The organism is Pseudomonas agarici, from assembly GCF_900109755.1.
Lineage (GTDB): Bacteria > Pseudomonadota > Gammaproteobacteria > Pseudomonadales > Pseudomonadaceae > Aquipseudomonas > Aquipseudomonas agarici.
This window is the reverse complement of the sequence record NZ_FOAR01000007.1, coordinates 180,618-205,796: the sequence shown is the minus strand read 5'-3', so window position 1 is coordinate 205,796 and position 25,179 is coordinate 180,618. Positions and strand designations below refer to the sequence as shown.

General features: G+C 57.9%; 26 protein-coding genes and 2 pseudogenes. 11 read left to right on the top strand and 17 right to left on the bottom strand.

Features of this window, described 5'->3' with window-relative positions; genetic code table 11:
• The first annotated feature begins 7 nt into the window (after nucleotides 1-7).
• Both BMX68_RS09235 and BMX68_RS09230 read left to right on the top strand, forming a co-directional pair.
• Complete coding sequence (locus BMX68_RS09235) at nucleotides 8-1,036, top strand: trans-3-hydroxy-L-proline dehydratase (RefSeq protein ID WP_017133535.1); 1,029 nt, start codon at nucleotides 8-10, stop codon at nucleotides 1,034-1,036.
• Between the two features lie 129 nt (nucleotides 1,037-1,165).
• A complete protein-coding gene (locus BMX68_RS09230) occupies nucleotides 1,166-2,083 on the top strand; it encodes a dihydrodipicolinate synthase family protein (protein ID WP_074862056.1) in 918 nt (305 codons plus the stop codon).
• A gap of 80 nt (nucleotides 2,084-2,163) precedes the next feature.
• On the opposite strand, the gene BMX68_RS09225 is transcribed toward BMX68_RS09230, so the two are convergent.
• The 4 genes from BMX68_RS09225 to BMX68_RS09205 all read right to left on the bottom strand — a co-directional run bounded on the left by BMX68_RS09225 (nucleotide 2,164) and on the right by BMX68_RS09205 (nucleotide 4,860).
• Nucleotides 2,164-2,418, bottom strand: coding sequence for a hypothetical protein (locus BMX68_RS09225; protein ID WP_017133537.1), 255 nt, complete (start codon nucleotides 2,416-2,418; stop codon nucleotides 2,164-2,166).
• Entirely contained in the window at nucleotides 2,411-2,698 is a 288-nt protein-coding gene (locus BMX68_RS09220) for a hypothetical protein (protein ID WP_017133538.1), read from the bottom strand. The genes BMX68_RS09225 and BMX68_RS09220 overlap by 8 nt, the downstream gene beginning before the upstream one ends.
• Before the next feature lie 154 nt (nucleotides 2,699-2,852).
• Nucleotides 2,853-3,182 carry a DUF2790 domain-containing protein gene (locus tag BMX68_RS09215; protein ID WP_017133539.1) on the bottom strand — a complete coding sequence of 110 codons (330 nt, stop codon included), beginning with the start codon at nucleotides 3,180-3,182 and terminating at the stop codon, nucleotides 2,853-2,855.
• 763 nt (nucleotides 3,183-3,945) lie between these two features.
• Nucleotides 3,946-4,860 carry a LysR family transcriptional regulator gene (locus tag BMX68_RS09205; protein WP_017133541.1) on the bottom strand — a complete coding sequence of 305 codons (915 nt, stop codon included), beginning with the start codon at nucleotides 4,858-4,860 and terminating at the stop codon, nucleotides 3,946-3,948.
• A gap of 110 nt (nucleotides 4,861-4,970) precedes the next feature.
• Between BMX68_RS09205 and BMX68_RS09200 the strand changes: the two genes are divergently transcribed.
• The 4 genes from BMX68_RS09200 (at nucleotide 4,971) to BMX68_RS09185 (ending at nucleotide 7,908) form a co-directional block, all read left to right on the top strand.
• Nucleotides 4,971-6,056: a TauD/TfdA family dioxygenase gene (locus tag BMX68_RS09200; RefSeq protein ID WP_017133542.1), complete on the top strand. Its 1,086-nt coding sequence runs from the start codon at nucleotides 4,971-4,973 to the stop codon at nucleotides 6,054-6,056.
• A gap of 4 nt (nucleotides 6,057-6,060) precedes the next feature.
• Nucleotides 6,061-6,825, top strand: a complete 765-nt coding sequence (locus BMX68_RS09195) for a sulfite exporter TauE/SafE family protein (protein ID WP_017133543.1) — start codon at nucleotides 6,061-6,063, stop codon at nucleotides 6,823-6,825.
• A 9-nt stretch (nucleotides 6,826-6,834) separates the two neighbouring features.
• Nucleotides 6,835-7,314, top strand: a complete 480-nt coding sequence (locus BMX68_RS09190) for a YbaK/prolyl-tRNA synthetase associated domain-containing protein (RefSeq protein ID WP_017133544.1) — start codon at nucleotides 6,835-6,837, stop codon at nucleotides 7,312-7,314.
• Between the two features lie 252 nt (nucleotides 7,315-7,566).
• On the top strand, nucleotides 7,567-7,908 hold the full coding sequence (locus tag BMX68_RS09185) for a lysozyme inhibitor LprI family protein (RefSeq protein ID WP_017133546.1): 342 nt from the start codon (nucleotides 7,567-7,569) through the stop codon (nucleotides 7,906-7,908).
• Between the two features lie 31 nt (nucleotides 7,909-7,939).
• Here BMX68_RS09185 and BMX68_RS26335 read toward each other — a convergent pair.
• Nucleotides 7,940-8,197 (bottom strand): annotated as a pseudogene (locus BMX68_RS26335) (site-specific integrase); the annotation flags it as partial.
• 605 nt (nucleotides 8,198-8,802) lie between these two features.
• Here BMX68_RS26335 and BMX68_RS09175 point away from each other — a divergent pair.
• Nucleotides 8,803-9,042, top strand: a pseudogene (locus tag BMX68_RS09175) (AsnC family transcriptional regulator); the annotation flags it as partial.
• A gap of 8 nt (nucleotides 9,043-9,050) precedes the next feature.
• On the opposite strand, the gene BMX68_RS09170 reads toward BMX68_RS09175, so the two are convergent.
• The 9 genes from BMX68_RS09170 to BMX68_RS09130 form a co-directional block, all read right to left on the bottom strand.
• Nucleotides 9,051-10,232, bottom strand: a complete 1,182-nt coding sequence (locus tag BMX68_RS09170) for an MFS transporter (protein ID WP_017133547.1) — start codon at nucleotides 10,230-10,232, stop codon at nucleotides 9,051-9,053.
• Nucleotides 10,233-10,348: 116 nt separating this feature from the next.
• Nucleotides 10,349-11,578, bottom strand: a complete 1,230-nt coding sequence (locus BMX68_RS09165) for an aminotransferase class V-fold PLP-dependent enzyme (RefSeq protein WP_244159582.1) — start codon at nucleotides 11,576-11,578, stop codon at nucleotides 10,349-10,351.
• Nucleotides 11,579-11,715: 137 nt separating this feature from the next.
• Entirely contained in the window at nucleotides 11,716-12,612 is an 897-nt protein-coding gene (locus BMX68_RS09160) for an EamA family transporter (RefSeq protein ID WP_017133549.1), read from the bottom strand.
• Nucleotides 12,613-12,643: 31 nt separating this feature from the next.
• Complete coding sequence (locus BMX68_RS09155; protein WP_017133550.1) at nucleotides 12,644-13,873, bottom strand: ATP-grasp domain-containing protein; 1,230 nt, start codon at nucleotides 13,871-13,873, stop codon at nucleotides 12,644-12,646.
• Nucleotides 13,874-13,904: 31 nt separating this feature from the next.
• A complete protein-coding gene (locus tag BMX68_RS09150; RefSeq protein WP_017133551.1) occupies nucleotides 13,905-15,236 on the bottom strand; it encodes an ATP-grasp domain-containing protein in 1,332 nt (443 codons plus the stop codon).
• A gap of 72 nt (nucleotides 15,237-15,308) precedes the next feature.
• On the bottom strand, nucleotides 15,309-16,649 hold the full coding sequence (locus BMX68_RS09145; RefSeq protein ID WP_017133552.1) for an ATP-grasp domain-containing protein: 1,341 nt from the start codon (nucleotides 16,647-16,649) through the stop codon (nucleotides 15,309-15,311).
• A gap of 15 nt (nucleotides 16,650-16,664) precedes the next feature.
• Complete coding sequence (locus tag BMX68_RS09140) at nucleotides 16,665-17,417, bottom strand: hypothetical protein (RefSeq protein ID WP_017133553.1); 753 nt, start codon at nucleotides 17,415-17,417, stop codon at nucleotides 16,665-16,667.
• A gap of 63 nt (nucleotides 17,418-17,480) precedes the next feature.
• Nucleotides 17,481-17,777 carry a 2Fe-2S iron-sulfur cluster-binding protein gene (locus BMX68_RS09135; protein ID WP_017133554.1) on the bottom strand — a complete coding sequence of 99 codons (297 nt, stop codon included), beginning with the start codon at nucleotides 17,775-17,777 and terminating at the stop codon, nucleotides 17,481-17,483.
• A gap of 96 nt (nucleotides 17,778-17,873) precedes the next feature.
• Complete coding sequence (locus BMX68_RS09130) at nucleotides 17,874-19,130, bottom strand: MFS transporter (protein ID WP_017133555.1); 1,257 nt, start codon at nucleotides 19,128-19,130, stop codon at nucleotides 17,874-17,876.
• 151 nt (nucleotides 19,131-19,281) lie between these two features.
• Between BMX68_RS09130 and BMX68_RS09125 the strand changes: the two genes are divergently transcribed.
• Nucleotides 19,282-19,737, top strand: a complete 456-nt coding sequence (locus tag BMX68_RS09125) for a winged helix-turn-helix transcriptional regulator (RefSeq protein WP_017133556.1) — start codon at nucleotides 19,282-19,284, stop codon at nucleotides 19,735-19,737.
• Nucleotides 19,738-20,188: 451 nt separating this feature from the next.
• Nucleotides 20,189-21,199: a tRNA dihydrouridine(20/20a) synthase DusA gene (gene dusA, locus BMX68_RS09120; RefSeq protein ID WP_026013358.1), complete on the top strand. Its 1,011-nt coding sequence runs from the start codon at nucleotides 20,189-20,191 to the stop codon at nucleotides 21,197-21,199.
• 125 nt (nucleotides 21,200-21,324) lie between these two features.
• Here dusA and rssC read toward each other — a convergent pair whose 3' ends face one another.
• The 3 genes from rssC to BMX68_RS09105 form a co-directional block, all read right to left on the bottom strand.
• Entirely contained in the window at nucleotides 21,325-21,807 is a 483-nt protein-coding gene (rssC, locus tag BMX68_RS09115; RefSeq protein WP_017133558.1) for an anti-sigma factor antagonist RssC, read from the bottom strand.
• On the bottom strand, nucleotides 21,807-22,988 hold the full coding sequence (rssB, locus tag BMX68_RS09110) for a two-component system response regulator RssB (protein WP_017133559.1): 1,182 nt from the start codon (nucleotides 22,986-22,988) through the stop codon (nucleotides 21,807-21,809). The genes rssC and rssB overlap by 1 nt, the downstream gene beginning before the upstream one ends.
• 261 nt (nucleotides 22,989-23,249) lie before the next feature.
• Nucleotides 23,250-23,936 carry an MlaA family lipoprotein gene (locus BMX68_RS09105; RefSeq protein WP_017133560.1) on the bottom strand — a complete coding sequence of 229 codons (687 nt, stop codon included), beginning with the start codon at nucleotides 23,934-23,936 and terminating at the stop codon, nucleotides 23,250-23,252.
• A gap of 200 nt (nucleotides 23,937-24,136) precedes the next feature.
• On the opposite strand from BMX68_RS09105, the gene pcrP reads away from it, so the two are divergent.
• Nucleotides 24,137-24,748, top strand: coding sequence for an HAD superfamily inactivated hydrolase PcrP (gene pcrP / locus BMX68_RS09100; RefSeq protein WP_017133561.1), 612 nt, complete (start codon nucleotides 24,137-24,139; stop codon nucleotides 24,746-24,748).
• A gap of 131 nt (nucleotides 24,749-24,879) precedes the next feature.
• Entirely contained in the window at nucleotides 24,880-25,143 is a 264-nt protein-coding gene (locus tag BMX68_RS09095; RefSeq protein WP_017133562.1) for a DUF4404 family protein, read from the top strand.
• Nucleotides 25,144-25,179: the final 36 nt, after the last annotated feature.

Genomic DNA, 25,179 nt, shown 5'->3' with positions numbered 1-25,179 from the left:
GCAATCCATGCGTTCATCGAAGATCATTCATGTGGTTAGCTGCCACGCCGAAGGTGAAGTCGGCGATGTGATTGTCGGCGGGGTCGCCCCGCCACCCGGCGCCACGGTGTGGGAGCAGTCGCGCTGGATCGCGCGGGATGAAACCCTACGCAATTTCGTGCTCAACGAACCGCGTGGCGGAGTGTTCCGCCACGTCAACCTGCTGGTGCCGGCCAAGGACCCACGGGCGCAGATGGCCTGGATCATCATGGAACCGGCCGATACCCCGCCGATGTCTGGCTCCAACTCGTTGTGCGTATCCACCGTGTTGCTCGACAGCGGCATCCTGCCGATGACCGAACCGCAAACCCGGCTGGTGCTCGAAGCCCCCGGCGGCCTGATCGAAGCCGTGGCCGAATGCAAGGATGGCAAGGTCCAGCGAGTGGAAATCAAGAATGTGCCGTCGTTCGCCGACCGCCTCGACGCTTGGATCGAAGTCGCAGGACTGGGATCGATCCGGGTCGACACGGCCTATGGCGGCGACAGCTTCGCCATTGTCGACGCCCATCACCTGGGCTTCGACATTCGTCCCGACGAAGCCCAGGACATGGTCGAGATCGGCCTGAGAATCACCCGCGCCGCCAACGAACAACTGGGCTTCGTCCATCCACTGAACCCCGACTGGTCGCATATCTCCTTCTGCCAGATCGCCGCTCCGGTGGTCTACGAGAACGGTGTCGCCACCGGTGCCAACGCCGTGGTGATCCGTCCTGGCAAGATCGACCGTTCGCCCTGCGGCACCGGTTGCTCGGCGCGCATGGCGGTGTTGCAAGCCAAGGGGGTACTGAAAGCCGGCGAGCGCTTTATTGGCCGCTCGATCATCGGCTCGCAGTTTCATTGTCGCATCGACTCCCTCACCGAACTGGCCGGCCGTGCGGCGATCTATCCGTGTCTTTCCGGCCGAGCCTGGATCACCGGAACCCATCAGTTGCTGCTCGACCCCACCGATCCGTGGCCACAAGGCTATCGATTGTCGGACACCTGGCCCGGCGCCTGAGTCCCCTCTGCCTGAGCGCTGATTGAAACAACGCTGTAGCGCCGACATGGCGCCCGACGAAAGAACACCGGGCGACTATTTTTACCTGAAAAATAGTATACGAAATACTTTTAATCCTTGGAGTTAATCATGAACAAGCGCATCAATTGGAGTGGCGTCTTCCCGGCGGTTACCACTCAATTCAACGACGACTTTTCCATCAACCTGGAAAAGACCCATCAGGTGATCTCCAACGTAATCCGCGACGGCGTCTCGGGTCTGGTGGTGTGCGGCTCGGTGGGGGAAAATACCTCGCTGAGTACCGAGGAAAAGATCGCCGTGACCGAAGTCGCGGTGGACGCCGCCAAGGGCCGCGTGCCGGTGATTTGCGGCGTTGCCGAGTTCACCAGCGTGCAGGCGGCCAAGGTCGCCAATGCGGTGCGCCAAGTCGGCATCGACGGTGTGATGCTGATGCCAGCGCTGGTCTACGGCTCCAAGCCGTTCGAGACCGCCGAGCACTACCGCTATGTGGCCAAGCACACCGACCTGGCGCTGATGGTCTACAACAACCCACCGATTTATAAAAACCACGTCACCCCAGACATCCTGATTTCCCTGGCCGACTGCGACAACGTGGTGTGCTTCAAGGACTCCTCCGGCGATACCCGACGCTTTATCGACGTGCGCAATGAAGTCGGCGACCGCTTCGTGCTGTTCGCCGGGCTCGATGACGTGGTGCTGGAGAGCATCGCCGTGGGTGCCGAAGGTTGGGTGTCGGGCATGTCCAACGTGTTCCCCAAGGAAGGCGAGACTATCTTCCGCCTGGCCAAGGCCGGACGTTTCGCCGAAGCCCTGCCGATCTACGAGTGGTTGATGCCGATTCTGCATCTGGATGCCCGTGCCGACCTCGTGCAGTGCATCAAGTTGTGCGAAGCCATTGCCGGTCGCGGCAGCGCGCTGACCCGCCCACCGCGCCTGGCGTTGCCGGAAGCGGACCGGCTGTTTGTCGAGCAGATTATGGCCAAGGCCATGGCCAATCGACCGGCATTGCCGGATGTGGGCCTCTGAGCGAGGCGCCCAGAACAAAAAGATATTTGTCGACTCCCCCTAAACCGCAGGCGTAGGGGGATTGGCAAGCAACGAACACCTTACTGCGCCTTGCTATCGCCTTGACCCATGTGTTTGTTCATGTTTCGCATCATTTCATTGCAGTTTTTCATCATTGAATTCATCTCCTGCATCATCGGCATCTTATTGCCATCCATCATATGCATACCTTCTCCTTTCATCATCTCAGAACTGCCTTGGACAATATTCTTGGATGGCTCGGCAACAGCAACGGAAACCGTACCAAAAATTATTGTGGAGGCAAGTATTGCGCTATAGACAATGGAATTACGCATGGCGATTCTCCTGATCGATAATGGTAGTTTGGTTTATGTTCCGGCTCAGCAACGGTTGCTTCGCAGCTTCTTGCTCGCAGGTCTTGCCCTTCATGTTCTTCATGCACATCCCGGCTATCACCAGGCAAGGCAAGACAGATAGCAGAATAGGCAGAGTGGCTACAGCAAACAGACTGTGCAAGTTAAGCAGCACAGTGAAGACGACGGCGACGGCAAGCCCCGCAACCAGTGGGTGACGCTGCAGTAGAGTCGTCAGGTAAAGCCTGGTGTTCTTGATCATCGTGCAACTCTCAAAATTGATTCAGGTGTGCAATGCTGATTAGCATATGCCAGTTACCTGGCTATCGCCCGGCCATGCCTATATGAACCATGTAGGGCCGGGCTTTAGCTGTGTCAAAGACATAATCCAGATACGGTAAAATTCAGACCCCCGCTCAATTGCCTGAACCAGCGCCGCCATAAACCTGATACTTCAAGGCTCGCACGGTGCCGCTGCTATCTTCATACCGCATGATCGAAGGCACGAGGCCGTATTCCTGGCTCGTATCGCTGATGGACAAGACCCGTGCAATATCCAGTTTCATTCCATAGCGGTAAGTCTCGACCGGAGGGCTGCCGGCTATCGTCGTGCCCCCTTGCATGGCTTGCCCCTGAGCAGCTTGAGCCATTCCACCAGCCACCAACAGAGTCATCGCGGCTAATAGAGTCGTGGCGCGTTTGGCATATATCGATCCAAGCACAAGCATAAGTTTCAACGTTTTCATTTGGTATTCTCCTCAAGCAGATAGCCGTATCCCTGATGAACCAGGGAATCGCCTCCGCGTGGTTGTGGGTATCAACAACAATCAAAATATCAGTGATCGTATCTAATATTATTCGTCTGAAAATCCGCCTCGCGGACGTCGACGAGAAGTTTCAGATAGTGCTCAGGACAGATTGTTTAGGAGGAAAAGGATCGGGAGCGACAGCCATACGGCCAAGAAGGAAAGCGTAATAATCATGTTGCGGCGAAGTCAGGCCGGACGCTGGGTCGACAATGTTCGTTACCGCCCCGAGATAAGAGGCCGTGCAACTGATCGAACAGGACATTTGGTGGTCCATATGTGGACAGACATTATCCACTTGCATATCGACTCCAGCCTGCACTCCTTGCATCACCAGGCAACTAACGGACGAACTTGCAGGCTCGGCGCTGAGTTCCCGGGGGCCGCCATGGGCCACACCCAGATACAAAATCAGCACCATGAGGAGCTTGATCAGTATTCTGTCCCCTCTTCGAGCCGTCGCCATTGTCATTTCCCAGGTTTAGATGAGCAGTTGAGTTAAAGCGTATTCCTTACCATGGTGGCAAGGTCAAGCGTTGGCCATGCGAAAATTCGACAAACTCAAGAATAACCATGGAAGCGTGGTCATTCTGGCAGGCGGCCTTCCTTTGTCCATCCATGCTAAACGGCTACAGGCCCTGATCCCCGAGCGGCATATCGAGCAGCGCCGAGCCTGCCGTTTCGCGAAACGCCAAAGACCTGATCAGAGCCGACCAACGTCATCGCCGAAGGCGCGGATCAGGTCCAGCAGCATCTTCACCCGCAGCGCCAGGTTGCCAACCGGATACACCGCATGCATTTGCGGGTTCTCGCCATTGCTGGAGGTCAGCCGGTACTCGGGGCAAACCCGCACTAGCCGCCCGAGTTCCACCTCGGGCTCCGCCAGCCAGTCTGCCAGCCGAGCAATCCCCACCCCCGCCAACGCCGCCTGAAACACCGCCGCGCCGGAGCTGAAGCGAAATTTCGGACGCACTCGGAAGTTGATAGCCTGCTGCTCGCTACGAAAATTCCACTCTTTAAGAATCCTGGGGGCGGTGTGCAGGATCAACGAATGGGTTTCCAATGCCTCTATCGAATCTGGCGTGCCACGGCGCTCCAGATAATCGGGACTGGTATAGAGATGGCGGGCATAGCTCCACAATGGAAAACCGATCAGGTCGCTGGACCGCGGAAAGGCACCGCGGATCGAGAAATCCAGCTTGCTCTTGGCCGGGTCGACGGTTTCGTCGGTGAAGATCACGTCGATACTCACCTCGGGATAGCGTTCGCAGTACTGCGCGATCAGCCTGGGTAGCACTCCATGGCCAAGAAACTCGGGCGCTGAAAAGCGGATCCAACCGGTGGCCGAACCACTGATGCCTGCCAGGTCTTCATCAGCCTCGCGTTGCAGATCGAGCATTTTGTGCGCATGGGGCAGCAGGTGCTCGCCGGCCTCGGTCAGGCTTACTGCATTGGCCGAGCGATTGAACAACTTGACACCGGCGTTTTCCTCAAGGGCCTGAACTGCACGGGTCAGCGAGCTCGGCGAGCGCCCCAGGGTACGCGCCGCAGCGATAAAACTGCGTTTGCGCGCCACGGTCGCGAACGCTTCGAGCTCACCCAACAAATCCAGCGCCATCCTCAACCTCATTGCACTTTTCACAATGTGACATTGCAACACAAAAATGCGCCCTTCCGTTAGCCTTCGCGCTTAACCCACAGGGACGTAGGCACACAGGAGCAAAGGACGTGTCAAAGCTGGATGAAACAGTCAGGAAGTCCGCCTTCCGGATCAGTGAGCAAAGCCAGCAATGGCAGGCCCCGAAGCCACCGGTATCGATTTTGTCGACCTTGCCTGAAATTCACATTTCGTTCACCGAGCATCAGCAGTTGAATGAAGCCCTTGCACCGTTCGCAATCACCGACAGCACCTCGGGTATTGCGAGCATGCCGGCCCTCGCCCGGTTGTTGGAAGGTGTCCTGGACGCGGAAAAACGCCAGGCACTCCGCGCCTTCCCCCGGTCCGGCGATGTGGCCCTGATTGTCCGTGGCCTGCCGGTCGACCCGCAGTTGCCGGCCACACCCTACGCTGCCGAGCCCGGTATCGAGCAGGTGCCGGTCCTGGCCGGCGCGATCCTGTCGGTGCTGGCTATGTTGGAAACCCACCCGGTGGCCTATGAAGGGGAAAGCGATACCACGGTATTCCGCCATGTCTCGCCCAAGCAGAAATACCAAACCACCACCAGTTCCTTCGGCTCGCGCCTGGGCCTGGGCATGCATGTCGACAATCCGCACCTGCCGCTGACCTGCGAGCCGGTCAGCGACTTGTCCGCCTGCCCCGAATACCTGAGCTTGACCGGACTGCGTTGCGAGCTGGATGTCCCCACGCGCATCGTCGCCATCCACGATGTGTTGGACAGACTGCCCGGCTTTGTCGAACAGGAACTGCAGCAACCACATTTTGCCATTCGCCGCCCAGACTCGTTCGGTAAGCAAGGCAACGTGCTGGAAAACGTGCCGCTGCTCTACAGGACCGAATCCGGTGGCCTGTACTGCCGCTACAACAAAGCCAGCGTCACCGCGACCACGGCCCATGCGGACGTTGCCCTGCAATTGTTCGACGCCGCCGCCAGCCACCCCGATGTCATCCGCCATATCCTGCTGCAGCCGGGCGACATGTTGATCTTCAAGAACCAGCAGACCCTGCATGCCCGGGACGGTTTCACTCCACGCTACGACGGCCGCGACCGCTGGCTGATCCGAGTGTTCGGGGTTGACGATCCGGCCCGCATGGTGCCGCTGGACCCGACTCTCCCCTTTATTGTAAGAGCCTGATTTCATGGTCGATATCGTCGTCCTTTGCCTCTTCGCCTTCTGCGCCGGTCTTATCGACGCAGCGGTCGGCGGTGGCGGACTCATCCAGATCCCGGCACTATTCAACGTGCTGCCCACGGCTTCGCCAGCCGCGCTACTGGGAACCAACAAGGTTGCCGCGGCCTGTGGCACGACCTTCGCGGCACGATCGTTCGTTCGCAAGGTGGTGATCGATTGGGGACTGGTGGTCCCGGCAGCCGGGGCGGCCTTTGTCATGGCGTTCTGCGGCGCGGCGACGGTCTCGGCGGTACCGCAATCGGTGATCCGTCCTGCGGTGCTGGTGCTGATCGTACTGATGGCGCTCTATACCTTCTGGAAAAAAGACTTCGGCGCGCTGCACAAGCCCCTGCGCATCGGCATCCGAGAAAAACTGCTGGCGATCCTGATCGGCGGCGCCATCGGCTTCTATGACGGACTGTTCGGCCCCGGCACCGGCAGCTTCCTGATCTTCCTGTTCATCCGCTGTTTCGCCTTCGACTTCCTTCACGCCTCGGCCTCGGCGAAACTGGTTAACATCGCGACCAATGTCGCCGCGCTCGTGTTCTTCATCCCCACCGGCAATGTGCTCTATCTGGTGGCGATTCCCATGGCGCTGTTCAATATCCTCGGCGCCCTGACCGGTACCTGGCTGGCGGTACACAAAGGCGTGCCCTTTGTCCGCGCGTTATTCCTGGTGCTGCTGGTCATCTTGATCAGCAAACTCTCCTACGACCTGATCACGCAACTCTGAGGAACGTCCATGCATCCAATCTTCGATCGACTGGTCAGTCTGCTGGACAGCCATGCCGCCACCTACCGCCTCTTGATGCACGACGCCGAGGGCCAATCGGCGCGAGTCGCGCAGATCCGTGGCACTCAACCAGGCCAGGGCGCCAAGGCTATGCTCTGCACCCTCAAGGGCCAGGCCGAACGATATGCCTTGGCCGTATTGCCGGGTGACCAGAAGCTCGATATGAAAAAACTGGGCGCTGCCCTGGGAGGAAAAAAGGCTGAACTGGTGAAGGCCGAAACCGCCATGGCACTAACCGGTTGCCGGATCGGGGCAATTCCGCCGTTCGTCTTCGATGAGCGGATCCAACTGATCGTCGACCCAACCCTGACCAGTCGTTATGAAGACATCGCCTTCAACGCCGGTCGCCTGGACGCCTCCATGGTCCTCGCAACCCGCGACTACCTGGCGATTGCCAGGCCGCGGTTGCTGGATATCAGTCTGATCTGATCACGATAAACACCGAAACACACCACCGCTCGTTATCGGAGTACAGGTCAAATATCAGCGGAGGTAAAGTGCCCAGCTCAAATTACGGTTGAGTCATACCGACGATCAATGACCAGAGGAGTGCCAGTCCCCGAAAACACGAATTGAATGCTGCCGACCATGACGCGCTGACCTATGGTCGGTCCCGTAAAACCAATTGCGTTCAAGTCGGTCTGACTGAAATCAAGGTAAAACCGAGCGCTGAAAACGAACATGAAAAAACTTTTATGGGTACTGGCTGCGCCTTCACTATTCCTGGGCACCGGCCCCGCTCAGGCAGCCAGCTTCGATTGCGACAAAGCCAGGCTACCGGCGGAAATGAGCATTTGCACCGACCGCCAACTGAACGACCTTGACGTCGAAATGGCCACCACTTACCGCTTACTGCGCGGCCTGTTCGCCATGGGAAACCGCGGCGCCATGCAAGATGAACAAGCTGCCTGGCTCAAGGAACGCAACGCCTGCGGCAGCGACCAGGATTGTCTTTCGCACGAGTACGAGAAGCGCCTGAGGCAGTTGAAACAGCGTTACGATCACATTGAAAAACCGCTCTGAGCCCTGATGAAACAACGCTTTCAGGCGTGCTCAGCGGTCGGGCTTTCTCAACTTCGACCCGATAGTGATCGGCCATTTCTTTGAGCCTGGTGCCTTTGCGGCTCGCGCTCTGGATCGCGCCAGGCTCATCCGGCCCCGACTCGCGCTTACGCGCCCAAGCCTGGGCAGCCTGTTTTCGGGCGAAGGTCTGGCTCTCCGTGTAGACTTGCTTTCCGTGGCGTTTGATGCGGATCTGAGCCGTGTAGCTCACAGTCCCATCTGCCAGTTTTCTTGCCCTGATAGTCGCCACATCTAAAGTGGTACGCGTCAGTTTTTGAGTGATAAATCGTACCGCTGAGACTTAAAAAACGCCTGAAAACACCCCAAAACACGCTAAAAACACGTTGAGTAAAATGGTACAAAAACAAAGTTCCAGCCCAGCAGAATCAAACCCCGCACTGTCTCGGCGCCTCAGCGTAGCCCCGATGATGGATTGCACCAACTAATCCTACAGGCCATGTAATCCGGCCATTACAGAGCAGACTAGAAAACTCCGTACCACTTTTGTACCACTCCTCACCTGAAACAGCATCTCCGGCAAGCCGTACAACCTACCGCGCCCATATCCCGGCGTAAGGTTCCGTCGCTCCAATCCCAGCACACACCTACAAGCACGCCCACGCGCTTTTAAGTGTGTGCACCAGAGCGTCCGTACATCATCGTCATGATGTGCGCAGTGAGGCGAACGGACGCACGGCGTGTATGCATGAGCGTTTTTTGAGTAAGGCGTCGGGAAAAGGTAAGAAATGTAAGTGCGGCCAGTGAATCAGCTACAGCCCTTTGTTTTCAAGGCTTTGAGGCGAAAGCGGAAAGGTAATATCTAAGTAATAAATAGGTTATGTAATTACTATTCTTCAAGGTAATCTGGACCCTGTCGCCCTCGGCCTCAACTTCTCCGCGATGGTCTTTGTCACGTTGCACGAGGGTAACCGGCAAGCCGTCGAAGCATTCGAGGCGGCGCTAGTCGAAATACCGCAGGTGATCGATGCGCAGCGGCTGTACGACGACAGCCTTTCAACATTGCCCAATGTTCAAAGACTGACGTCGACGCTGGTGATAAAACGGATGGTTCAGGATCGGCCGTTGCCGTTGTAGTTCGGCGTTCAGGCCCCCACGGCTTCGACAGGCGTTTGCCCACGGGCAAAGCGCGTCGCCGAGGTCTGCAGCAACAGCACGACCGACAGGGTCACCAGCAGGAACGGCAGCAGCCAGGCGTTCTCGATGATCGCCAACTGCATACTGAGGATCAGCAGCAGCATCGGCGTTGCCAGGGCATTTGCCTTGCTCACGTACAAACCGACGGCCGCTTCGCTGTAACGGCAGGCAATCGCGACACGGATATGCACACGAGCACCACCAAAGGCCATGCCCAGAATTAACAGGCTCAGCGCTTTGAGAAACAGCGTGTCCGGCATCAGCCACCACATCGTGGTGGAAATCACCGCCAGCGCAGTCAGCGCCGACAGGTAAACCAGCAGGTTACGGCCGGTGTTGGCGATGATGACCAGCACACCGATCAGCGCCATGCCCAAGCCGAACACGGCATCAAGGACACCCAGTTCAAAAAGCGTCCATCCGTGATTCGATACGTACACGGGCAGCATGAAATTGAACGCGCCCAGAATCGGCCAGATCAGCACCATCGGCACCAACAAGGTCATCGGCAGTCTGGCGGGAGCCGCCCCTTCGAGCTTCTCGCGAACATCCATAGGCAGGCCGTTGCGCGTGTAGCAAATACCCGCAACCAGCAAGAAACCGGTGCTCAGTACAAGGGAAAAACCGATGCCGGTCAGAATCGGCATCAAACCCGCTGCCAACAACGGACCGATCATCAGGGCCGCCTGGCTGGTGGCCGTGGTGGCGCCACTGATCCGCCGTACTTTGGCTTCATCCATGCCCCGTTGCAGCTGGGTAAACCACATGTCCAGGCTGGCCTCGAGCGACATGATCATCAGCCACACAAACAGGTTGGTGATCAGCAAGCCGAGGGTAAAGTTTCGCGAGAACCCGGAGATCAGCGCCAGGCCCGTCAGGCACAGTACGAACAGACTGCTCATCTGGCGTCCGGTCATGTGGCGCGACAGGCGCTTGATCATCATCGGGGTGATGAACGCCGGTATGAACGAGCAGAAAATCGCCAAGGCCAACGGCAGGTAGTCGCCATCGTTCTGTTTGAGAATGGTCCAGGTCAACGAGACCAGCAGTGCGCCGGAAAACAGGCGGTAGACCGTCGAGCAGAACAGGAAAATGACCAACTCTTTTGCGGGGCTTGGGTGTTCACTCATGTCGTCGATCCTTACCCTTGAGTACGCGCGATTCATTGAATTTGAACGGACGACGTCAGCCCCGTAGCCGCGTTGAGCGGTGCAGAAGACTGGCGTCGATCCGGGCTGGCTGGGTGTCAGGCGAACGTGCGCATGACCTTGAGGGTTTTCTCGATATCTTCAGGGGTGTTGATGATCCCGGCAGAGAAACGCACCGTCGAATGGCGATACGGTGTGGCACTGGCGATGATCTTCTGCGCTTTCAACTTCGCCACGACATCCTTGGGCGTCCAGCCTTTAACGTCGCAGCACACGATGCCAGCGGAAAACTCGGCGCAACGGGGCGTGTGCAAGTGCACATTGGGCAGCTTCGCCAGGCCCTCTTTCAGTTGACCGTTGAGTTCGGCGACGCGATCGGCGATGCGCTTGCGGCCGATTTTCTTGACGAACTCAAACGCCTCGATCACGCCCCACTGGTTTTCAAACGCCAGGAACCCGCCAGGGCTGACCCAGGCGGCCTGCGTTTCACCTTGCGGATCGCGTTGCTGGCGCCAGGCGTTGCCAGGCTCGGCGGCCATGATGGTAGGGATGGTGGGAGTGATCTGCGCCCATTGACCTTCACGTGCCCAGACCAGCCCCGTACCATGCGGGCCAAGAATCCACTTGTGCGTGCCAGCGCTGAAAAAGTCGCAGCCTAGACTCGCCACCTGCGCCTCGGAACAACCGAAGCCGTGCACACCGTCGATCACGTAGATGATCTGATCGGCTTCAGCGCGCTCACGATTGAGTCGGGTCACAAGTGTACCGATGTCCTTGAGCGGCAAGCGCACGCCAGTGCCCGAGTGCACCCAGGTCATGGCCAGAATGCGCGTCGAGGGTTTGATGGCCGCTTCTATGCGCGCGACGATCGCGTCGACACTGACATCCTCAGGCCCTTCGTACAGATCGATGCGACGGATGCTCCCACCCCATTTGACCACTGCCAGGCGCATGGCCTCGTCGTGGGTATACCACTCGTGATGGGTGGTCAGGATTTCCTGATCGGGACGCAGCTTCAGGCCGTTGTAAATCATCGCCAGACCCTGCGTGGTGCTGGTGGTCAGCGCAATGTCCTCAGCCCGGCCACCGGTGTACTCCGCCGCCGCAGAGCAAACCTTGCGCCAAACCATGTCTTCGGGTTTGGCGAACATATTGTCTTCAAGGTAGGTATAAGGGTTCTCGTCGAAGGCCTGGCGGTGGCGCGCCATCGCATCGCGTACCGGCTTGGGGTTGGAAGCCAGAAAGAAATTGGAAATGTGCACAATCTCCGGAGACAGCTTGAACTGCGCCCGTACCGACGCCCAATCGGCGGGATCAAGTGTCGTCACGGTTTCATCCTTGACAGGTGCTTGACCCACCTGTGCGTTTACTACACTTGCAACCATGCTGCCTCCAATCAGGGTCGCTCCTACAGTGGCGCCCATAAAATCACGTCTTCCCAGATTCATACCGGCTCCCTATCGATTCACATTGAAGTGCGCGCAGGGCGCGCGAACATAGCATTGAAAATACGCTGACCATAGAGGCCGACGGCCAGGCCGAGTACGATCAGCACCACCGCCAGTACTTTGCTCACCGGCACACTTTCGTTGAACACCACTACCGAACCGAGCATGCCGAAGATCGGCACCAGCAGAGACAGCGGCGCCACTGTGGAGAGCGGATAGGTTTTGAGCAGCGAGTTCCAGATCCAGTAAGCGAACAGCGTGTTGGGATAGACCTGGAACAGGATCGACAACATGGCAGTCGTGTTCACCTGACTGACAAACGCGGTGTAGCCGGCGCTGCCGTTCACCGCGTAATCGAGGGCGAACAGCGGAATCGGTGCAAAAGCGCTGGACCAGACCAGAAAGCCGAAGACATCCTTGGTGCTGGCCTTCTTGTTGATGATGTTGGCAACGCTCCAAGACGCCGCGCCCACCAACACCAGCAACACGCCGGTCAGGCTCACCGAACCGTCACTGATCTTGATGATGCACACCAGCCCCGCGAGGGCGATCAACATGCCCAGCACCTGAAAGCGGGTCAGCGCTTCCTTGAACACCCAACCGCCGAGCAGGATGGTGAAGAACGCGCTGAACTGCAGCACCAGCGACGCGATGCCCGCCGACAGCCCGGCCTTGATACCCAGATTGACCACGCCCCACAGACCGATGCCGAACACCAGACCATAGCCGATGATGTAGCGCCACGGCACGTCGGGTTTACGGATGAAGAAAATCGCCGGTAACGCACAGAGACTGAAGCGAATACCCGCCAGGATGAACGGATCGACGGTGGCCAGTCCCAGTTTGATCACCGAGAAATTCACACCCCAGATTGCCGTTATCAATACAGCCAACACTACGTGCAGTGGTTTCATGGATTATTTGCCTTGATGAAGGAGGTCGGTGTCACGCTACAGAGGTCAGGTTGTGCGCCAGGCGCACACGTGAAAACAACGATTGCATCCATGCCCGGGTCTGCTGGGGTTCCGCGCTTTTGACGATGCCGGCCAATGGCGCTTCGAACGCCGAATACGTCACGTGCTCCGGCAACAGCGCGCCCACTGACAGTTCATTCCATTGCACGACGTGCGCACTCGCGCGCAGCTCTTCGGCGCCGTCCAGGCCCTGGTAGATCCGCTCCGGATGGGTGTGCCCCGGGAACACAAACCAGCCGAAACCCAAGTCGCTCTGCTGGCAACTGAAGGCCGAAAGGTCCAGTTCGCCGTCTACGTGAATGCGTAATTCCAGCGACGGCAAGTGGATGCCCGTGGCGAGCTCATAGGTCGCGACCACATCCGCGCCACCGACTCGGTTACCGACCTCGAGGAACACCGGCTCGTCGTCCGCCATGATCGCTTCGAGATGAAACGCGCCATTGTGAATCTGCACCGCTTGCAGCGCCGCGCTGACCCACTCATGCATCGACGCCGTGGTTTCGATGTGCCACGAACCGAGCGGTTGACCGCGCTCCATGTAATCCAGGCAGGTGCCCACGTATTCGCTGGACATCAGGGTGATGACCCGACCGTTCAATACCAGACCGTCGAAATGGCGGATCGGGCCGCTGATGTACTCTTCGACCTGAAACTCATCAACGCGCAGCGCAAGACCACTGATCTTGTGCCTGATCTCATCGAAGGCGCGAGCCGGTTGCTGATGAATGCTGACGTCCATGCTCGACGCGCCGCTGTGAGGTTTCACCACGGTTGCGCCAGTCCACGGCGCATGGCCTTGCAGCGCCAGATAGCGCTCCAGCGACATGAAGCGCGGTACACGCAGATGCCGGGCTTGAACCGCTGCTTTCATCTCCAGCTTGTTGCGCGCCAGGGTCACCGACTGCAACGACGCACCTTCGATATTCAGCACTTTGCGCAGACGCGCCGCGTCGAGCAATTCGTACTCGGACATCGAAATGACGCGATCAAAGGTTTGTGGACTTTCAGCCAGCCACGCCAGCGTTTCATCGAAGGCGCTGTTCAGCCCGACTCGCACCACGCTGTGGCAGCGCAGGTCGGCGGGGAGCGTATCGATCGCCGATTGTTTGCCGATGTACGTGACATCGTGCAAGTCATGGTCAATCCCGCGGTGGTATTCGATACGCGGATACGGAACACGGTAAAGAATCAGGATTTTCATGCCGGGGATCTCAAAGCATATTAGAGAGAAGTCAGGACGCGACCTTGAACAATTGCGCAGCGGACAGGTGACGGTTCAGTACCGTGAGCCACTGTTCACGCAACACCGTCACCAGATCGCAGATGTCGATGCGCGCGTCATGCAACGCGACGCAGGCATGGGCCACGAAGTCGCTGTTGTCTCTGGGGGTTGCATGGATCAGCCGTGACTGGCCGATGATCCAGGCGCATTCGAGCAACACGATATCGTCCTTGGCCAAGTCGATGGTCTGCGCGGCCAACGTCAGCGTGTCATCAACCATGGTGCGGATTTCGCCCAGTTCGATCGCGTCGAGCGTCATGTCCTCGGGTACGCCGAACATCACCGTGGCGGCGCTGCAGGTTGCCGGTGGCAGTTCCTGCGGCACCGACGCGGAGAACACCGAATCGACCCACGCCGCATACAGATCGACTCCATGTACCGCGTGCGCCAGCGTCCAGATTTTCATGCCGCCGGGGCGACGGTTAGGCTCGATCACGGCCGTTTGGTAAGCGGCATCGCTGAGTTTGATCTCGTTGTGAAACGGACCGATTCGCTGGCCGACCAGACGATTGACCTGCTCGCCGGTCTGATAAATCGCCTGACGCTCTGGCTGGCTGAGGCGGGCGGGCAGGATCTGCGCTACTTCCACGGGATAACGTCCGGTGGCGCTGACTTTTTCCGTGATAAACCACAGATCGCCCAAGCCGTCATAGGAGTATTCGCGGGTGAAGGTGATGAACGCTTCTGCCAATACACCGCCCTCCAGGTAGGGCGCCACTTCGGCAAAAGCCTGCTCGCAATCGCCCCCCGGTGCGACCATCACCACCCCGCGATTGTTGCCTTCACACGCAGGTTTGATGACGAAGCCGCGTTCCTGGCGCAGGGCGAAATTGCGCACATCGTTGATGCATCCGATCTGCTGGAAGTCCGGCAGCATGACCCCCAGCGGCTCAAGCAGGGGACGATCGCGACGCTCGGCGATGCGGTAGGCCAGTTTGTCAAAGGCGCCCAGCGCCAGCTCGGCGTCGTCCACCGGCAGGCCGAGTTGTTCGAGCAGGGCCGCACCGCTGGCGACCGCGTTGTCGGAAAACACCATTCCGGCACTGATTCTGTCCGCGTCCTCGCCCAACTGACGCAGCGCATGGCGGACGAAATCCGAGTCCAGCGGGTCGGCATCGATGACCCGATCACTGATCTGCAGGTCATGATCCTGAGGATTGTCCCGGACCAGCCAGGTCTCGGCGCCCCATTGCTGGCGCGCATAGTTGCGCATGTGCAGAACATCGCCGATCCGGCTCAGGTTGTAGTCCACTATTAACAATACAGGCGCACGCAGCGGCATGTTCGTCATCCTCAAATGCATGGAATTGCTCGTGGACAGCATTGCTGTTCCAGGTGCTTGCTCAGCGGGATTTCAATGGCTTTCAACGTCGTACTGGATGTCCAGCGCCGTGGCGCAAAGACGCGCCAGGCGCTCAAGTTCCGTTGCCTGACGGTCTCGGTCGAACGTCCACAGCAACTGGCCCAAAAACACTTCGCGGGCATGCGCGGGAATCACATCGCCTGCTTTGAGCAGGATGTGTTTCACCACCGGCGCCAAGGGCAGGTCGTTGAGGGTGATTGAACTCAGTGTTCCCGGTTTGGCGAAATAAACCCGGAAGAAAGTCGCTGTGGTCTGTGCGCTGCTGCCGTCCGCCTGCCAGCCAAATTGGGTCAGGCGTTGCACAAGCGCTTCGCGGGGCAGGGCGTCGTCCTGACTGGCCAGAAGCAGATCCAGCCACAGCGAGAGCACGCTGTGGCCGCCGGTGACTGCCTGGACACTGTGGGAAATCAAGCTGCCGCCAACGCGCGGATTGATCTCGATCAGGTCCCAGTGTTGCCCGGTGAAACGCGCTTCAACGTGGTAGCAGCCCCACTTGAGATCCATGCAGTCCAGCACGTTCTTCAGCCACTGCAAGCCCGCCGCAATCTGCGCCTGATCAAGGCTTGCCGGCGGCGTGGTGCAGCTGTCTTCCAGTACCGTGTCAGCGGTCTCGGTCACTTCGTATTTTTCATGGACGGCCACGACATGCGCCTGACCATCGACCAACAGCATCTCGAAACTGAATTCCTGACCGGCGATGTAATCCTCCGCCATGAACTGCAAGCCGTCGTTGAAGGCCGAGGCATACACCGTGTCCTCGACCGAAGCCTTGCGCAGTTCCTCAAGCGCCTCCCAGGTGGTGTCCTTGCGCATCGGAAACGCCGCATACGAAGCGATCCCGTGGATCGGTTTGATGAAGTAGCGCTGGTTCCGCGCTTGCAGTGTTTCCAGTACCGGTGCAGTCAATGCATAAGCATTGGCTTGCGATAATCCTGCCTCGGCCAGTTGGTTGCGCACCTCAAGCTTGTTGCGCAATGCCAGTGCCTGTCGGGCATCAATGTCATACGTTCCAAGCGCAGCGTTGGCTGCGGCCATCAGGTGTCGATAACCTTCCCACACACTGATGCAGCAGGTGACTTGCTCGCCGGACCTGCGCAGCGTCTGGAGTGTGTTGTTCACCTCTTCCAGTCTCAACTGGTGAGAGTCTGCGGTGCAGAGCCGGTCCGCCCAGCCCTGAATCTGTTCCAGGCGGGCCGGTACGTGTTCAGGAAGCGGCAATGAAGTCAGTACGAAACACCGGAGCTGGCGGCGATGCAGCTCCTCCTTCAAGTCCTCCAGGAAAGAAAAGCCGCAGTGGCTCAGGATCAAAACGCCGGCTCGATTTGAATTCATTGCCTGCTCCATGGCTTAAGCTGCCTTGTCTTGCGGCTTGGCCAGGGTGTCGATGTACAGCTCGCTGAAGTACATGGCGAGAATTTTCTGATGCTCGGTCAGGTAGCGTTTCAGGGCTTCGATGTCCTGCTCACCTTTAATCAGGAAGCGCAGAGCGGCCCAGACTTCACCCGGATGGTCGTCGTTGATATCGGTGTGAGAGTGGGAAACCTGACCGATGATGTTTTTCTCGCCAACCGACGCCTTGAGGGCTTCGAGCTTGCGTGGTTCGAGCTTCACGTTCACATACTCGACCAGGTAGGAATAGGCAACGACGCCCAGTGGGCCTTCGTGGTCCAGCAGGTAGGAGAAGAAGCCCGCCAGCAACTTGGTGGACAGGTACGGTTCGGTGGCCAGGAACTCTTCGCGACTTACGCCGACACGTTCCAGATCCTGAATGAACAGGTCGTCGTGGAGCATTTCTTCCTGTTCGTAGTGGGCCCAGATCTGTGCAGCTTCCGGGCTGACCTTGGCCACATCGACCAGGGCTTTTGCTTCAGCCACGCGCAGCAGACGGATGCGCCATGCGGTTTCGACCAGGTGACGTTTGTAGTACGCGCTGTTGACGTCTTTGCCTTCCAGGTGAGCGGCTTGAGGCACGGTTGCGTACCATTGCTCGACTTGTGTATCGATAATCCGGTCAATTTCCCCACGCAGATTTAACGACGCGCCAGCATTGAGAAAAGGAGTGCGATCACCATAGCCAACATTCTTCACACGGTTAAGCATAATCAAGCCTCTGTTTTGGTTTTTTTAACGCGTTAATTAATGAACCGACTTCAACTGCAGCTATCAGCCAATGACGTCAATAGCTAATTCACCTCTTATCAGGCACTGGCACGCCAGACGGTATTCTTCTCCGGTGTAGCCCAGCACTTCGATAAACGCTTCCTCATCGCCGTCCCGAGGGCTTAACGCATCGAGACCAGATTTGACTTTGATCAGACATGCGCCGCAGGCCCCGACGCGGCACCCCAACGGAATCACATTCTTGCCACCAGCTTCCCACTCGATATCGGTAATAGGCGAGTTGACCGGTAATTGAAACTCAAGTTGATGCGACGCAATAGTGAGTGTGTGCAACGCCATACTGACCTCGGCTGATATTAAAGTGTGTGTGGCAGCCCCACTGTTTCACGCCAACCGTTAACTTACGATCGCGAGAAGTTTGTTGATGCTGGAAAGTTATTTGGAAGTCAGTCCCAGGTAGATCCAGTACATCAGGGCGATTGCGCTGATGGCGGCACCCAATATACAAACGACGACCCAGCCAAAGTGTGCATAAGTATAAGTAGCGGCTATTGCGCCCAGACCACTGCCCACCGAATAGAAACACATGTAGGCGCCCACCAGTCGGCTTTGTGCATCGGGTCGTGCGGCAAAGATCAGGCTCTGATTGGTGACATGGACGGCTTGCACGGCGAAATCCAGTAACACCACACCCACCACCATGGCGAACAATGAGTGTTCAACGAACGCCGTAGGCAGCCAGGACAAGGTCAACAGTGCTAACGCGACGCCCGTGGTGCGATTGCCTCGCCCTTGGTCGGCGAGCCGTCCAGCCCGTGCCGCTGCCAGCGCACCGGCCACACCGGCGAGTCCGAACAAACCAATCTGGGTGTGTGACAGCGACAACGGTGGCGCGCTGAGCGGCAGTACCATCGACGTCCACAACACACTGAACGCGGCGAAGATCAACAGGGCGAAGGTGCCCCGGACACGCAATGTGCGTTCGGTCAGGTACAACTGGAACACCGATCGCAGTAATTGCCAGTAGCCGCCTTTCGCCGGTGGCGTGGTGGAGGCAGGCATGGTGCGCATCAGCACCAGTGCCATGCCGATCATCAGGGCGGCCGAGACAAAATAAACGCCGCGCCAGCCGGCCAGATCAGCCACTGCACCGGAGACGAAGCGGGCCAGCAGAATTCCCAGCACCACGCCACTGGTCACGGTGCCGACGGCTTCGCCACGCTGCTCGGGACTCGCCAGCGAAGCGACGTAGGCAACCACCACTTGCACCACGACCGCCATCAGGCCCACCAGCACCATCGCGCCGAGCAACATGCCCCAATCCTGCGACAGGCCAACTGCGCACAGGGCCAGAGCCGACAGCAGCATTTGTGTAAGGATAAGTTTCTTGCGATTGAGCAAATCACCCAGCGGAACGATGAACAACAATCCGACGGCATAACCGGCTTGTGTCACGGTCACTACGACACCAATCGTGCCCGGCGAAACTGCCAGGCTGGCAGCCATCGATTCCAGCAAAGGCTGGGCGAAGTAGACGTTTGCGACCGCCATGGCGCAGATAATTGCAAAAAGAAAAGTCTGATAGCGACTGAGCTGGGAGGTGTCCCGGGTTGGAGGGGCTTGCGTGTGCCCACCGCTGAATTTTTCGGCTTCGATGTCCATCTTTACCGGGGCATGAGACTTGAACAGCATCACTCCATCCTTGGAATATGTGGTTTCTAAAGGAAACCGATGCGTTGATTTTTATCAAATGAGGTTGTTAAATGCAACCATATTGGTAAAACATTTTCGTCTGACGTTTGAACTTTTCCCCCCTTCCTACTGACCCGCCTCCAGGAGACCCATGGCCAGACAGCAATTACTGGCGCAGAGCGAATGCCCGGTCGCCCGCACGCTCGAAGCAATCGGAGATCGCTGGGTATTAATGATCATCCGCGATGCGTTCGACGACGTTCGCCGCTTCAGTGAATTTCAGAAACGTCTTGGTCTTGCCAAGAACATCCTCACGGTCAAGCTCAAAATGCTCGTCGAGTTGGGCGTATTCAACATCCAACCGGCATCCGACGGCAGTGCCTACAAAGAATATGTGCTGACTGATATGGGGCGCACGGTGTTTCCCATCATCGTCAGCATGCGCCAGTGGGGGGAGCGCTACTTGTTCAACACAGGGGAGAGCTACTCGGTGCTGCTCGACAATGAATTGTCGGAGCCGGTAGAAACCATCGCCGTACGTTCCAAGGCGGGCAAGGTGTTGACCTCGGTCGATTGTCATCGGCGGGTCGTCAAGCGCTGGGATTGACGCGAGTCGAAACGACTGGTCGACAGCAACGGATCGCCGATCAAGTTGCTCCGAAGCGCCGAAGAGTTGAATCGAACGAAGACCTGACCGCAAGCTAATCTGTTCATCACTGGCAGTGCTGCTAGCGATGAAAGGCAATTCAAACGGGCGTCAGGGTACTGTGGCGTCTTATCGTTTGCAGCGTAAAGGCGAATCCAATTAAGTCTCACGTGGAGGCCTCCCCGCTCGCGTTGCCTGTTTTCGGGCGAGGGTCTGGCTTTCCTGATAGACTATCGCGCCCTTTTGCATGATGTGAATCTATGCGTTATAGGCGACAGACCCGTCTTTGCGCTTGCGGACGGTGATAGATCCCATTTTGCTGAATTCCTAATGGCTCTTGCTGAATTTCAACAACACCATATCAACAATAAGCAAAAATGGTAGCCAATAGCGGTAAATAAGAGACTCAAGAATGCGGACAAAACCCACAGAAAACCTAGCTGAACTAGCAACTACGGCACTTAGGAGGTTTTCTGTTGCCCCGATGATGGATTGGACAGATAGACACTGCCGCTTCTTCCTGCGCCTGCTCTCCAAGCACACTCTGCTCTACACCGAAATGGTCACCACTGGCGCCATTCTCCAGGGTGATCACCAGCGTTTCCTGCGCTACCACGCCTCCGAGCACCCGCTGGCGCTGCAACTGGGCGGTAGTGTACCGGCTGATCTGGCCGCTTGCGCCCGCATGGCCCAGGACGCCAGTTATGACGAGGTGAACCTCAATGTCGGCTGTCCCAGCGATCGGGTGCAGAACAATATGATCGGCGCCTGCCTGATGGGGCACCCGGAACGGGTGGCCGATTGTGTGAAGGCAATGTGCGATGCGGTGTCGATTCCGGTGACGGTCAAGCATCGTATCGGGATCAATGGTCGTGACAGTTATGCGCAGCTCTGCGATTTCGTCGGCAAGGTCCGGGATGCCGGTTGCCGCAGTTTTACCGTGCATGCACGGATCGCGATCCTGGAAGGACTGTCACCCAAGGAGAACCGGGATATTCCACCGCTGCGGTACGACGTGGCCGCACGGCTGAAACAGGATTTCCCAGAGTTGGAGATTATCCTCAATGGCGGAATCAAGACGCTGGCGCAGTGTCATGAGCATTTGCAGACGTTTGACGGGGTCATGCTGGGGCGCGAGGCGTATCACAATCCATATCTGCTGGCGCAGGTGGATCAGCAGTTGTTTGGCAGTGATGCGCCGGTGATTTCCCGGGCTCAGGCGTTGGCAAGGTTGCGACCATATGTGGCCGGGCATATAGCCGATGGCGGGGCGATGCATCACGTGACCCGCCATGTGTTGGGACTGGCCACGGGGTTTGCTGGGGCGCGACGGTTTCGGCAACTGCTGTCGGTGGATATTCACAAGACGAAGGATCCGTTGGCGTTGCTGGATCAGGCCGGGGAGCTGTTGGAGGGGCACTAATCCGAGGGCGCGTTATCGTGCTTCGCGGGCTAGCCAGCGTCGACAAGGGCTGAGGGTTTTCGAAGGCGTAAAGAAAGCAATATCAAGGTAAATGTCACCCTTTTTGCGCTCAAGCCTTCAGTTGCTCAACTACGCTCCAGCGCGTTCACCAGGTCGTGAAACGCTTCGCGGTTGGAGTCGTTCAAGCCCATGAGGATCTTGTGCGCTTCCAGCACTTTGACCCGCACCACCTCTTCTGACTGGTCCTGCGAAGGCAGATCGGTCAGGCATTCCGGACACGGGACCGGGCGATTGACGATGTTGAATACTTGATCGAAACCCATGGACTGCAGCAAACGGGTGATGTCGTCGTGGACGGTTACCACGGTCGGCAACAAGCCTACTTTCTGCCGCGACAGGATCGAGAGCTTGGCCAGCAAGCCCAGGGTGGTGCTGTCGATGCTGCGGGTTTCGGTCAGGTCGATCACGATCGCCGTGAAATTCAGCGCCGTGAAGATCTTCTCGATCGTGGCATCCAACGCTGAACACAGAGTCAGGCGAACTTCACCAACGAACTTCAGAACGAAGGTGCCATCCTGCTCAGCGAACTGGATTCTACCGGTACTCATCAAAGATTCCTGCTCAACACTAACAAGGCGATATCATCCGGCATATCCCCAAGCGTGGCCAATCCAAAAACCTGGCGCAAGCCATCCAGGCTGCCTCCAGCTGTTCTCACCAATTGAGGCAAGGCAGCCTCTTTCTCTTTGAGTGTATCTTGTTGCAAAAGATCCAAAATGCCATCAGACATGAGTGTAAGACTAAATGTCTGTGGCAGTTTCAGAATGTGGTCTTCATAGGTGGCTTCGTTGAATAAGCCCACCGGCAGACCACGGCCTTCCAGATAATGCGCGCTGTCCGGGGTGTACAAGACCGGCAGCGGCAAATGGCCACCGATGCTGTAGGTCAACAACCCGGTTTCTTCATCGATCACGCCACCGACCATGGTCACATGCTTGCCCAGCTTGCAGTTGATCAGGCCACGGTTGATATGACCCAGCACCTGCGAGGGGGTGAACTCTGGCAAGGTGCCGTTGCGCTTGGACTCGAACAGTAGTCGCGTGGTCATGAACTTCAACAGCACGGTGACAAAAGCCGACGATGCGCCATGGCCCGAGACATCCGCCAGATAGAACGCCACACGTCGCTCATCGACTCGGAAGTAGTCAACGAAATCGCCGGACAAATACAGGGACGGGATGATTTGGTGAGCGAAGCGGAAGTTGTCGATGCTCCAGGGACTGACCGGCAGCATGTTCATCTGTACCTGGCGACCGGCGTTCTGATCCTCCTGCAACAGATGGAGGCTGGCTTCGAGTTCGCGGTTGGCGGTTTCAAGCTTCTCACGGTAGCGCTGGTTCTCCAGCAGCAGGCGCGCACGGTCCAGCGCCCGATGCACGGAATGCTCCAGCACGGCGAGGTCTTCGAGGGGCTTGATCAGGTAGTCCGCCGCGCCCAGGCGCAACGCTTCGACGGCATCGTTCATAACGCCCGCGCCCGATACCACGATCACCGGCGTCTGCGGGGAAAGGTCGGTCACCTGGCGAATAAGCTCAAGGCCGCCCATCTGGGGCATGCGCAGGTCGCAGATCACCAAATCAGGCCTTGTTTGCTCGAATACCTGAAGTCCCTGCTGGCCGTTACTGGCTTGCAGGACGCTGAATCCGCTGTCTTCCAAATAGGCCGCAAGGCTTGCGCGCACTACTTCGTCGTCATCAATTATCAGCAGCGTGGCACTGGTTTTTTGCATGTGGGCAAACGGCGCCAGGATTAGGTTGGCGTAGCCGGCGAGGCTTTTAGCCCGACGCGCACTACTGGATTCGCTCTGGCCCCTCTGTTTCGAACGCGACGGACGATCAAGTCCGGTGCATAGCGATCAGAGGTGCCCTTCTAAGGCGCAGACGGTACTCCCATCCGCCGGGCGTTTCAAGCTCATGCCGACAGTGGCTTGAGGTCTTTACACCTCAAATCACCGGGAGTTATAAAAAGTTCGAAAACCACAACGAAATCGCTAGAAGTCGTCCTCCACTTTGCCGTCCTTGACCTTGAATTCGCGGTTCTGCAGGTAAGCGTTGCGGATAAAGATGTACTTGTCGCCGCTGATCAGCTTCTCGCTGGACAACAGGCTCGCACGGGTGTCGATGATATCCACGCCGAAGGTGATGTTGCGCGCTGACATGTCGTCCATGTAGCGATAAGGCTTGGTGTAGCTGTCGGCAAACCTGGAAGGCGCGTCACGCAGGGTGCTCGGGCCGAAGAACGGGATAACTACGTAGGGACCGCTGCCAACGCCCCAGTGACCGAGGGTCTGACCAAAGTCTTCGTCGTTGCGCTGCAGCCCCATCTTGGTGCCGACATCAAAGAAACCCGCCACGCCGAGGGTGGTGTTCAGCAGCAAGCGCGCGGTATCGATACCGGCAGCCCGTGGTTTGAGCTGCAGTACGTCGTTGACCAGGTTGCCAACGTCGCCGAAGTTACGGTAGATGTTGTGAATACCGTTCTCTAGGAACTGCGGAGTGACCGCCTGATAGCCTTGGGCCAAGGGTTTCAGGGCGTAGGTGTCCAGTGTATCGTTGAATTTGAAGATCGGCCGGTTGAGGCTTTCCCACGGATCTTCGTCCGCCGCCTGCGCGGCAAATGGCGCCAGCGCAACGCCGGCACACAACGACAACTGAGCTAGACGATCGATCCAGCACATAGAGAGGAACTCCTTGGATGAGACGGGATACGAGGCGCTATGCCCTGATTAATAAGGCGCAGTATAAAGCGAATACTTGGATTTAGGCAGTGTGACCCGGACAAGTCCTACAAAGAATTACAGGTTAGACCAAGGACGCCTGGTCATCCAATTGTCATGGCGGCGCCTTATTCTACGCAGTCATCATCAGGGACGTTGCCATGCCATTACTCGCCGTCGCACCTCTACCCGCGCCCACCGCCCTGCTTTTAGGCTTGTCCGGTTGCCTGGTGGATTTCGGTGCCCGCGCTCGCCGACATCTGGATTCGGACGAACACCACCACACCACGCCGGGCGCACTGGACATTCTCCAAGGACTACAACAACGCGGTGTGCCGTGCGCCTGGCTGGATGAATTGCCCCACACACTGAGCCTACCGCTCGCCGCTCCCCTACCCGGTTGGATCAAACCCTCTCTCACCCCCGCCCACTGCGCACAGTGGCCGGCACCCAATGCCTGCTGGCATGCGCTGATGGCGCTCGGCGTGGAACAACTGGAGGGTTGTGTGTTGATCAGCGGCGAACCTCGCCTGCTGCAAGCGGGCTTGAATGCAGGCCTGTGGACCATCGGTCTGGCCTCCTGCGGCCCCTTGTGCGGCCTGTCATCCAGGGAATGGCAGGCGCTGTCAAAAAAAGAGCAGGAAAAAAAGCGCGCCAAGGCCACCGTGGAGCTGTTCAGCCTCGGCGCGCACTCGGTGATCGATCACTTGGGGGAACTGGCGAGCTGCCTGGACGATATTGCTCTGCGCCGGCTCAAGGGCGAGAAGCCCTGAGCAACGAACTGACGGTGCAGGCTGCTCGATCGGGCGCGGATCGCCAGTGTGGATTACTCTAAAAGGTAGGCATAGACCTTTATCATTGCATGAAGGTCTATGCCAGAGACTATCTAGAGAAGGAAACCACCATGCCTGCCCGCGAACTGCAAAAACAACTCAATACCTTGCGCGAGCAACTTAAACAGAATCCACCGCTGTCCAGAGCCGAGCGCGCCAATCTGCGGGAGCTGATGCGACAGATCGAATTGCAGTTGGAACTGGAAACCGCAACCCAGGACAGCAGTCTGGCCGACGGCGTCAACCTGGCGGTCGAGCGCTTCGAACTCGAACACCCCGCCATTGCCGGCACCTTGCGCAATATCGTGCAGACCCTGGGCAATATCGGTATCTGAACAGCGCGACACAGCAGCCCGCCCATCCGGCATCGC

What these genes read in the sequence shown, in the direction of transcription:
- BMX68_RS09190 (WP_017133544.1), top strand. Translation starts at nt 6,835, where the DNA reads ATGCATCCAATCTTCGATCGACTGGTCAGTCTGCTGGACAGCCATGCC.
- BMX68_RS09150 (WP_017133551.1), bottom strand. Translation starts at nt 15,236, where the DNA reads ATGCCGCTGCGTGCGCCTGTATTGTTAATAGTGGACTACAACCTGAGC.
- BMX68_RS09215 (WP_017133539.1), bottom strand. Translation starts at nt 3,182, where the DNA reads ATGAAAACGTTGAAACTTATGCTTGTGCTTGGATCGATATATGCCAAA.
- BMX68_RS09125 (WP_017133556.1), top strand. Translation starts at nt 19,282, where the DNA reads ATGGCCAGACAGCAATTACTGGCGCAGAGCGAATGCCCGGTCGCCCGC.
- BMX68_RS09105 (WP_017133560.1), bottom strand. Translation starts at nt 23,936, where the DNA reads ATGTGCTGGATCGATCGTCTAGCTCAGTTGTCGTTGTGTGCCGGCGTT.
- BMX68_RS09145 (WP_017133552.1), bottom strand. Translation starts at nt 16,649, where the DNA reads ATGAATTCAAATCGAGCCGGCGTTTTGATCCTGAGCCACTGCGGCTTT.
- pcrP (WP_017133561.1), top strand. Translation starts at nt 24,137, where the DNA reads ATGCCATTACTCGCCGTCGCACCTCTACCCGCGCCCACCGCCCTGCTT.
- BMX68_RS09095 (WP_017133562.1), top strand. Translation starts at nt 24,880, where the DNA reads ATGCCTGCCCGCGAACTGCAAAAACAACTCAATACCTTGCGCGAGCAA.
- rssB (WP_017133559.1), bottom strand. Translation starts at nt 22,988, where the DNA reads ATGCAAAAAACCAGTGCCACGCTGCTGATAATTGATGACGACGAAGTA.
- dusA (WP_026013358.1), top strand. Translation starts at nt 20,189, where the DNA reads ATGCGGACAAAACCCACAGAAAACCTAGCTGAACTAGCAACTACGGCA.
- BMX68_RS09235 (WP_017133535.1), top strand. Translation starts at nt 8, where the DNA reads ATGCGTTCATCGAAGATCATTCATGTGGTTAGCTGCCACGCCGAAGGT.
- BMX68_RS09135 (WP_017133554.1), bottom strand. Translation starts at nt 17,777, where the DNA reads ATGGCGTTGCACACACTCACTATTGCGTCGCATCAACTTGAGTTTCAA.
- BMX68_RS09170 (WP_017133547.1), bottom strand. Translation starts at nt 10,232, where the DNA reads ATGAGTGAACACCCAAGCCCCGCAAAAGAGTTGGTCATTTTCCTGTTC.
- BMX68_RS09140 (WP_017133553.1), bottom strand. Translation starts at nt 17,417, where the DNA reads ATGCTTAACCGTGTGAAGAATGTTGGCTATGGTGATCGCACTCCTTTT.
- BMX68_RS09160 (WP_017133549.1), bottom strand. Translation starts at nt 12,612, where the DNA reads ATGAAACCACTGCACGTAGTGTTGGCTGTATTGATAACGGCAATCTGG.
- BMX68_RS09195 (WP_017133543.1), top strand. Translation starts at nt 6,061, where the DNA reads ATGGTCGATATCGTCGTCCTTTGCCTCTTCGCCTTCTGCGCCGGTCTT.
- BMX68_RS09225 (WP_017133537.1), bottom strand. Translation starts at nt 2,418, where the DNA reads ATGCGTAATTCCATTGTCTATAGCGCAATACTTGCCTCCACAATAATT.
- BMX68_RS09130 (WP_017133555.1), bottom strand. Translation starts at nt 19,130, where the DNA reads ATGCTGTTCAAGTCTCATGCCCCGGTAAAGATGGACATCGAAGCCGAA.
- BMX68_RS09155 (WP_017133550.1), bottom strand. Translation starts at nt 13,873, where the DNA reads ATGAAAATCCTGATTCTTTACCGTGTTCCGTATCCGCGTATCGAATAC.
- BMX68_RS09220 (WP_017133538.1), bottom strand. Translation starts at nt 2,698, where the DNA reads ATGATCAAGAACACCAGGCTTTACCTGACGACTCTACTGCAGCGTCAC.
- BMX68_RS09185 (WP_017133546.1), top strand. Translation starts at nt 7,567, where the DNA reads ATGAAAAAACTTTTATGGGTACTGGCTGCGCCTTCACTATTCCTGGGC.
- BMX68_RS09205 (WP_017133541.1), bottom strand. Translation starts at nt 4,860, where the DNA reads ATGGCGCTGGATTTGTTGGGTGAGCTCGAAGCGTTCGCGACCGTGGCG.
- rssC (WP_017133558.1), bottom strand. Translation starts at nt 21,807, where the DNA reads ATGAGTACCGGTAGAATCCAGTTCGCTGAGCAGGATGGCACCTTCGTT.
- BMX68_RS09230 (WP_074862056.1), top strand. Translation starts at nt 1,166, where the DNA reads ATGAACAAGCGCATCAATTGGAGTGGCGTCTTCCCGGCGGTTACCACT.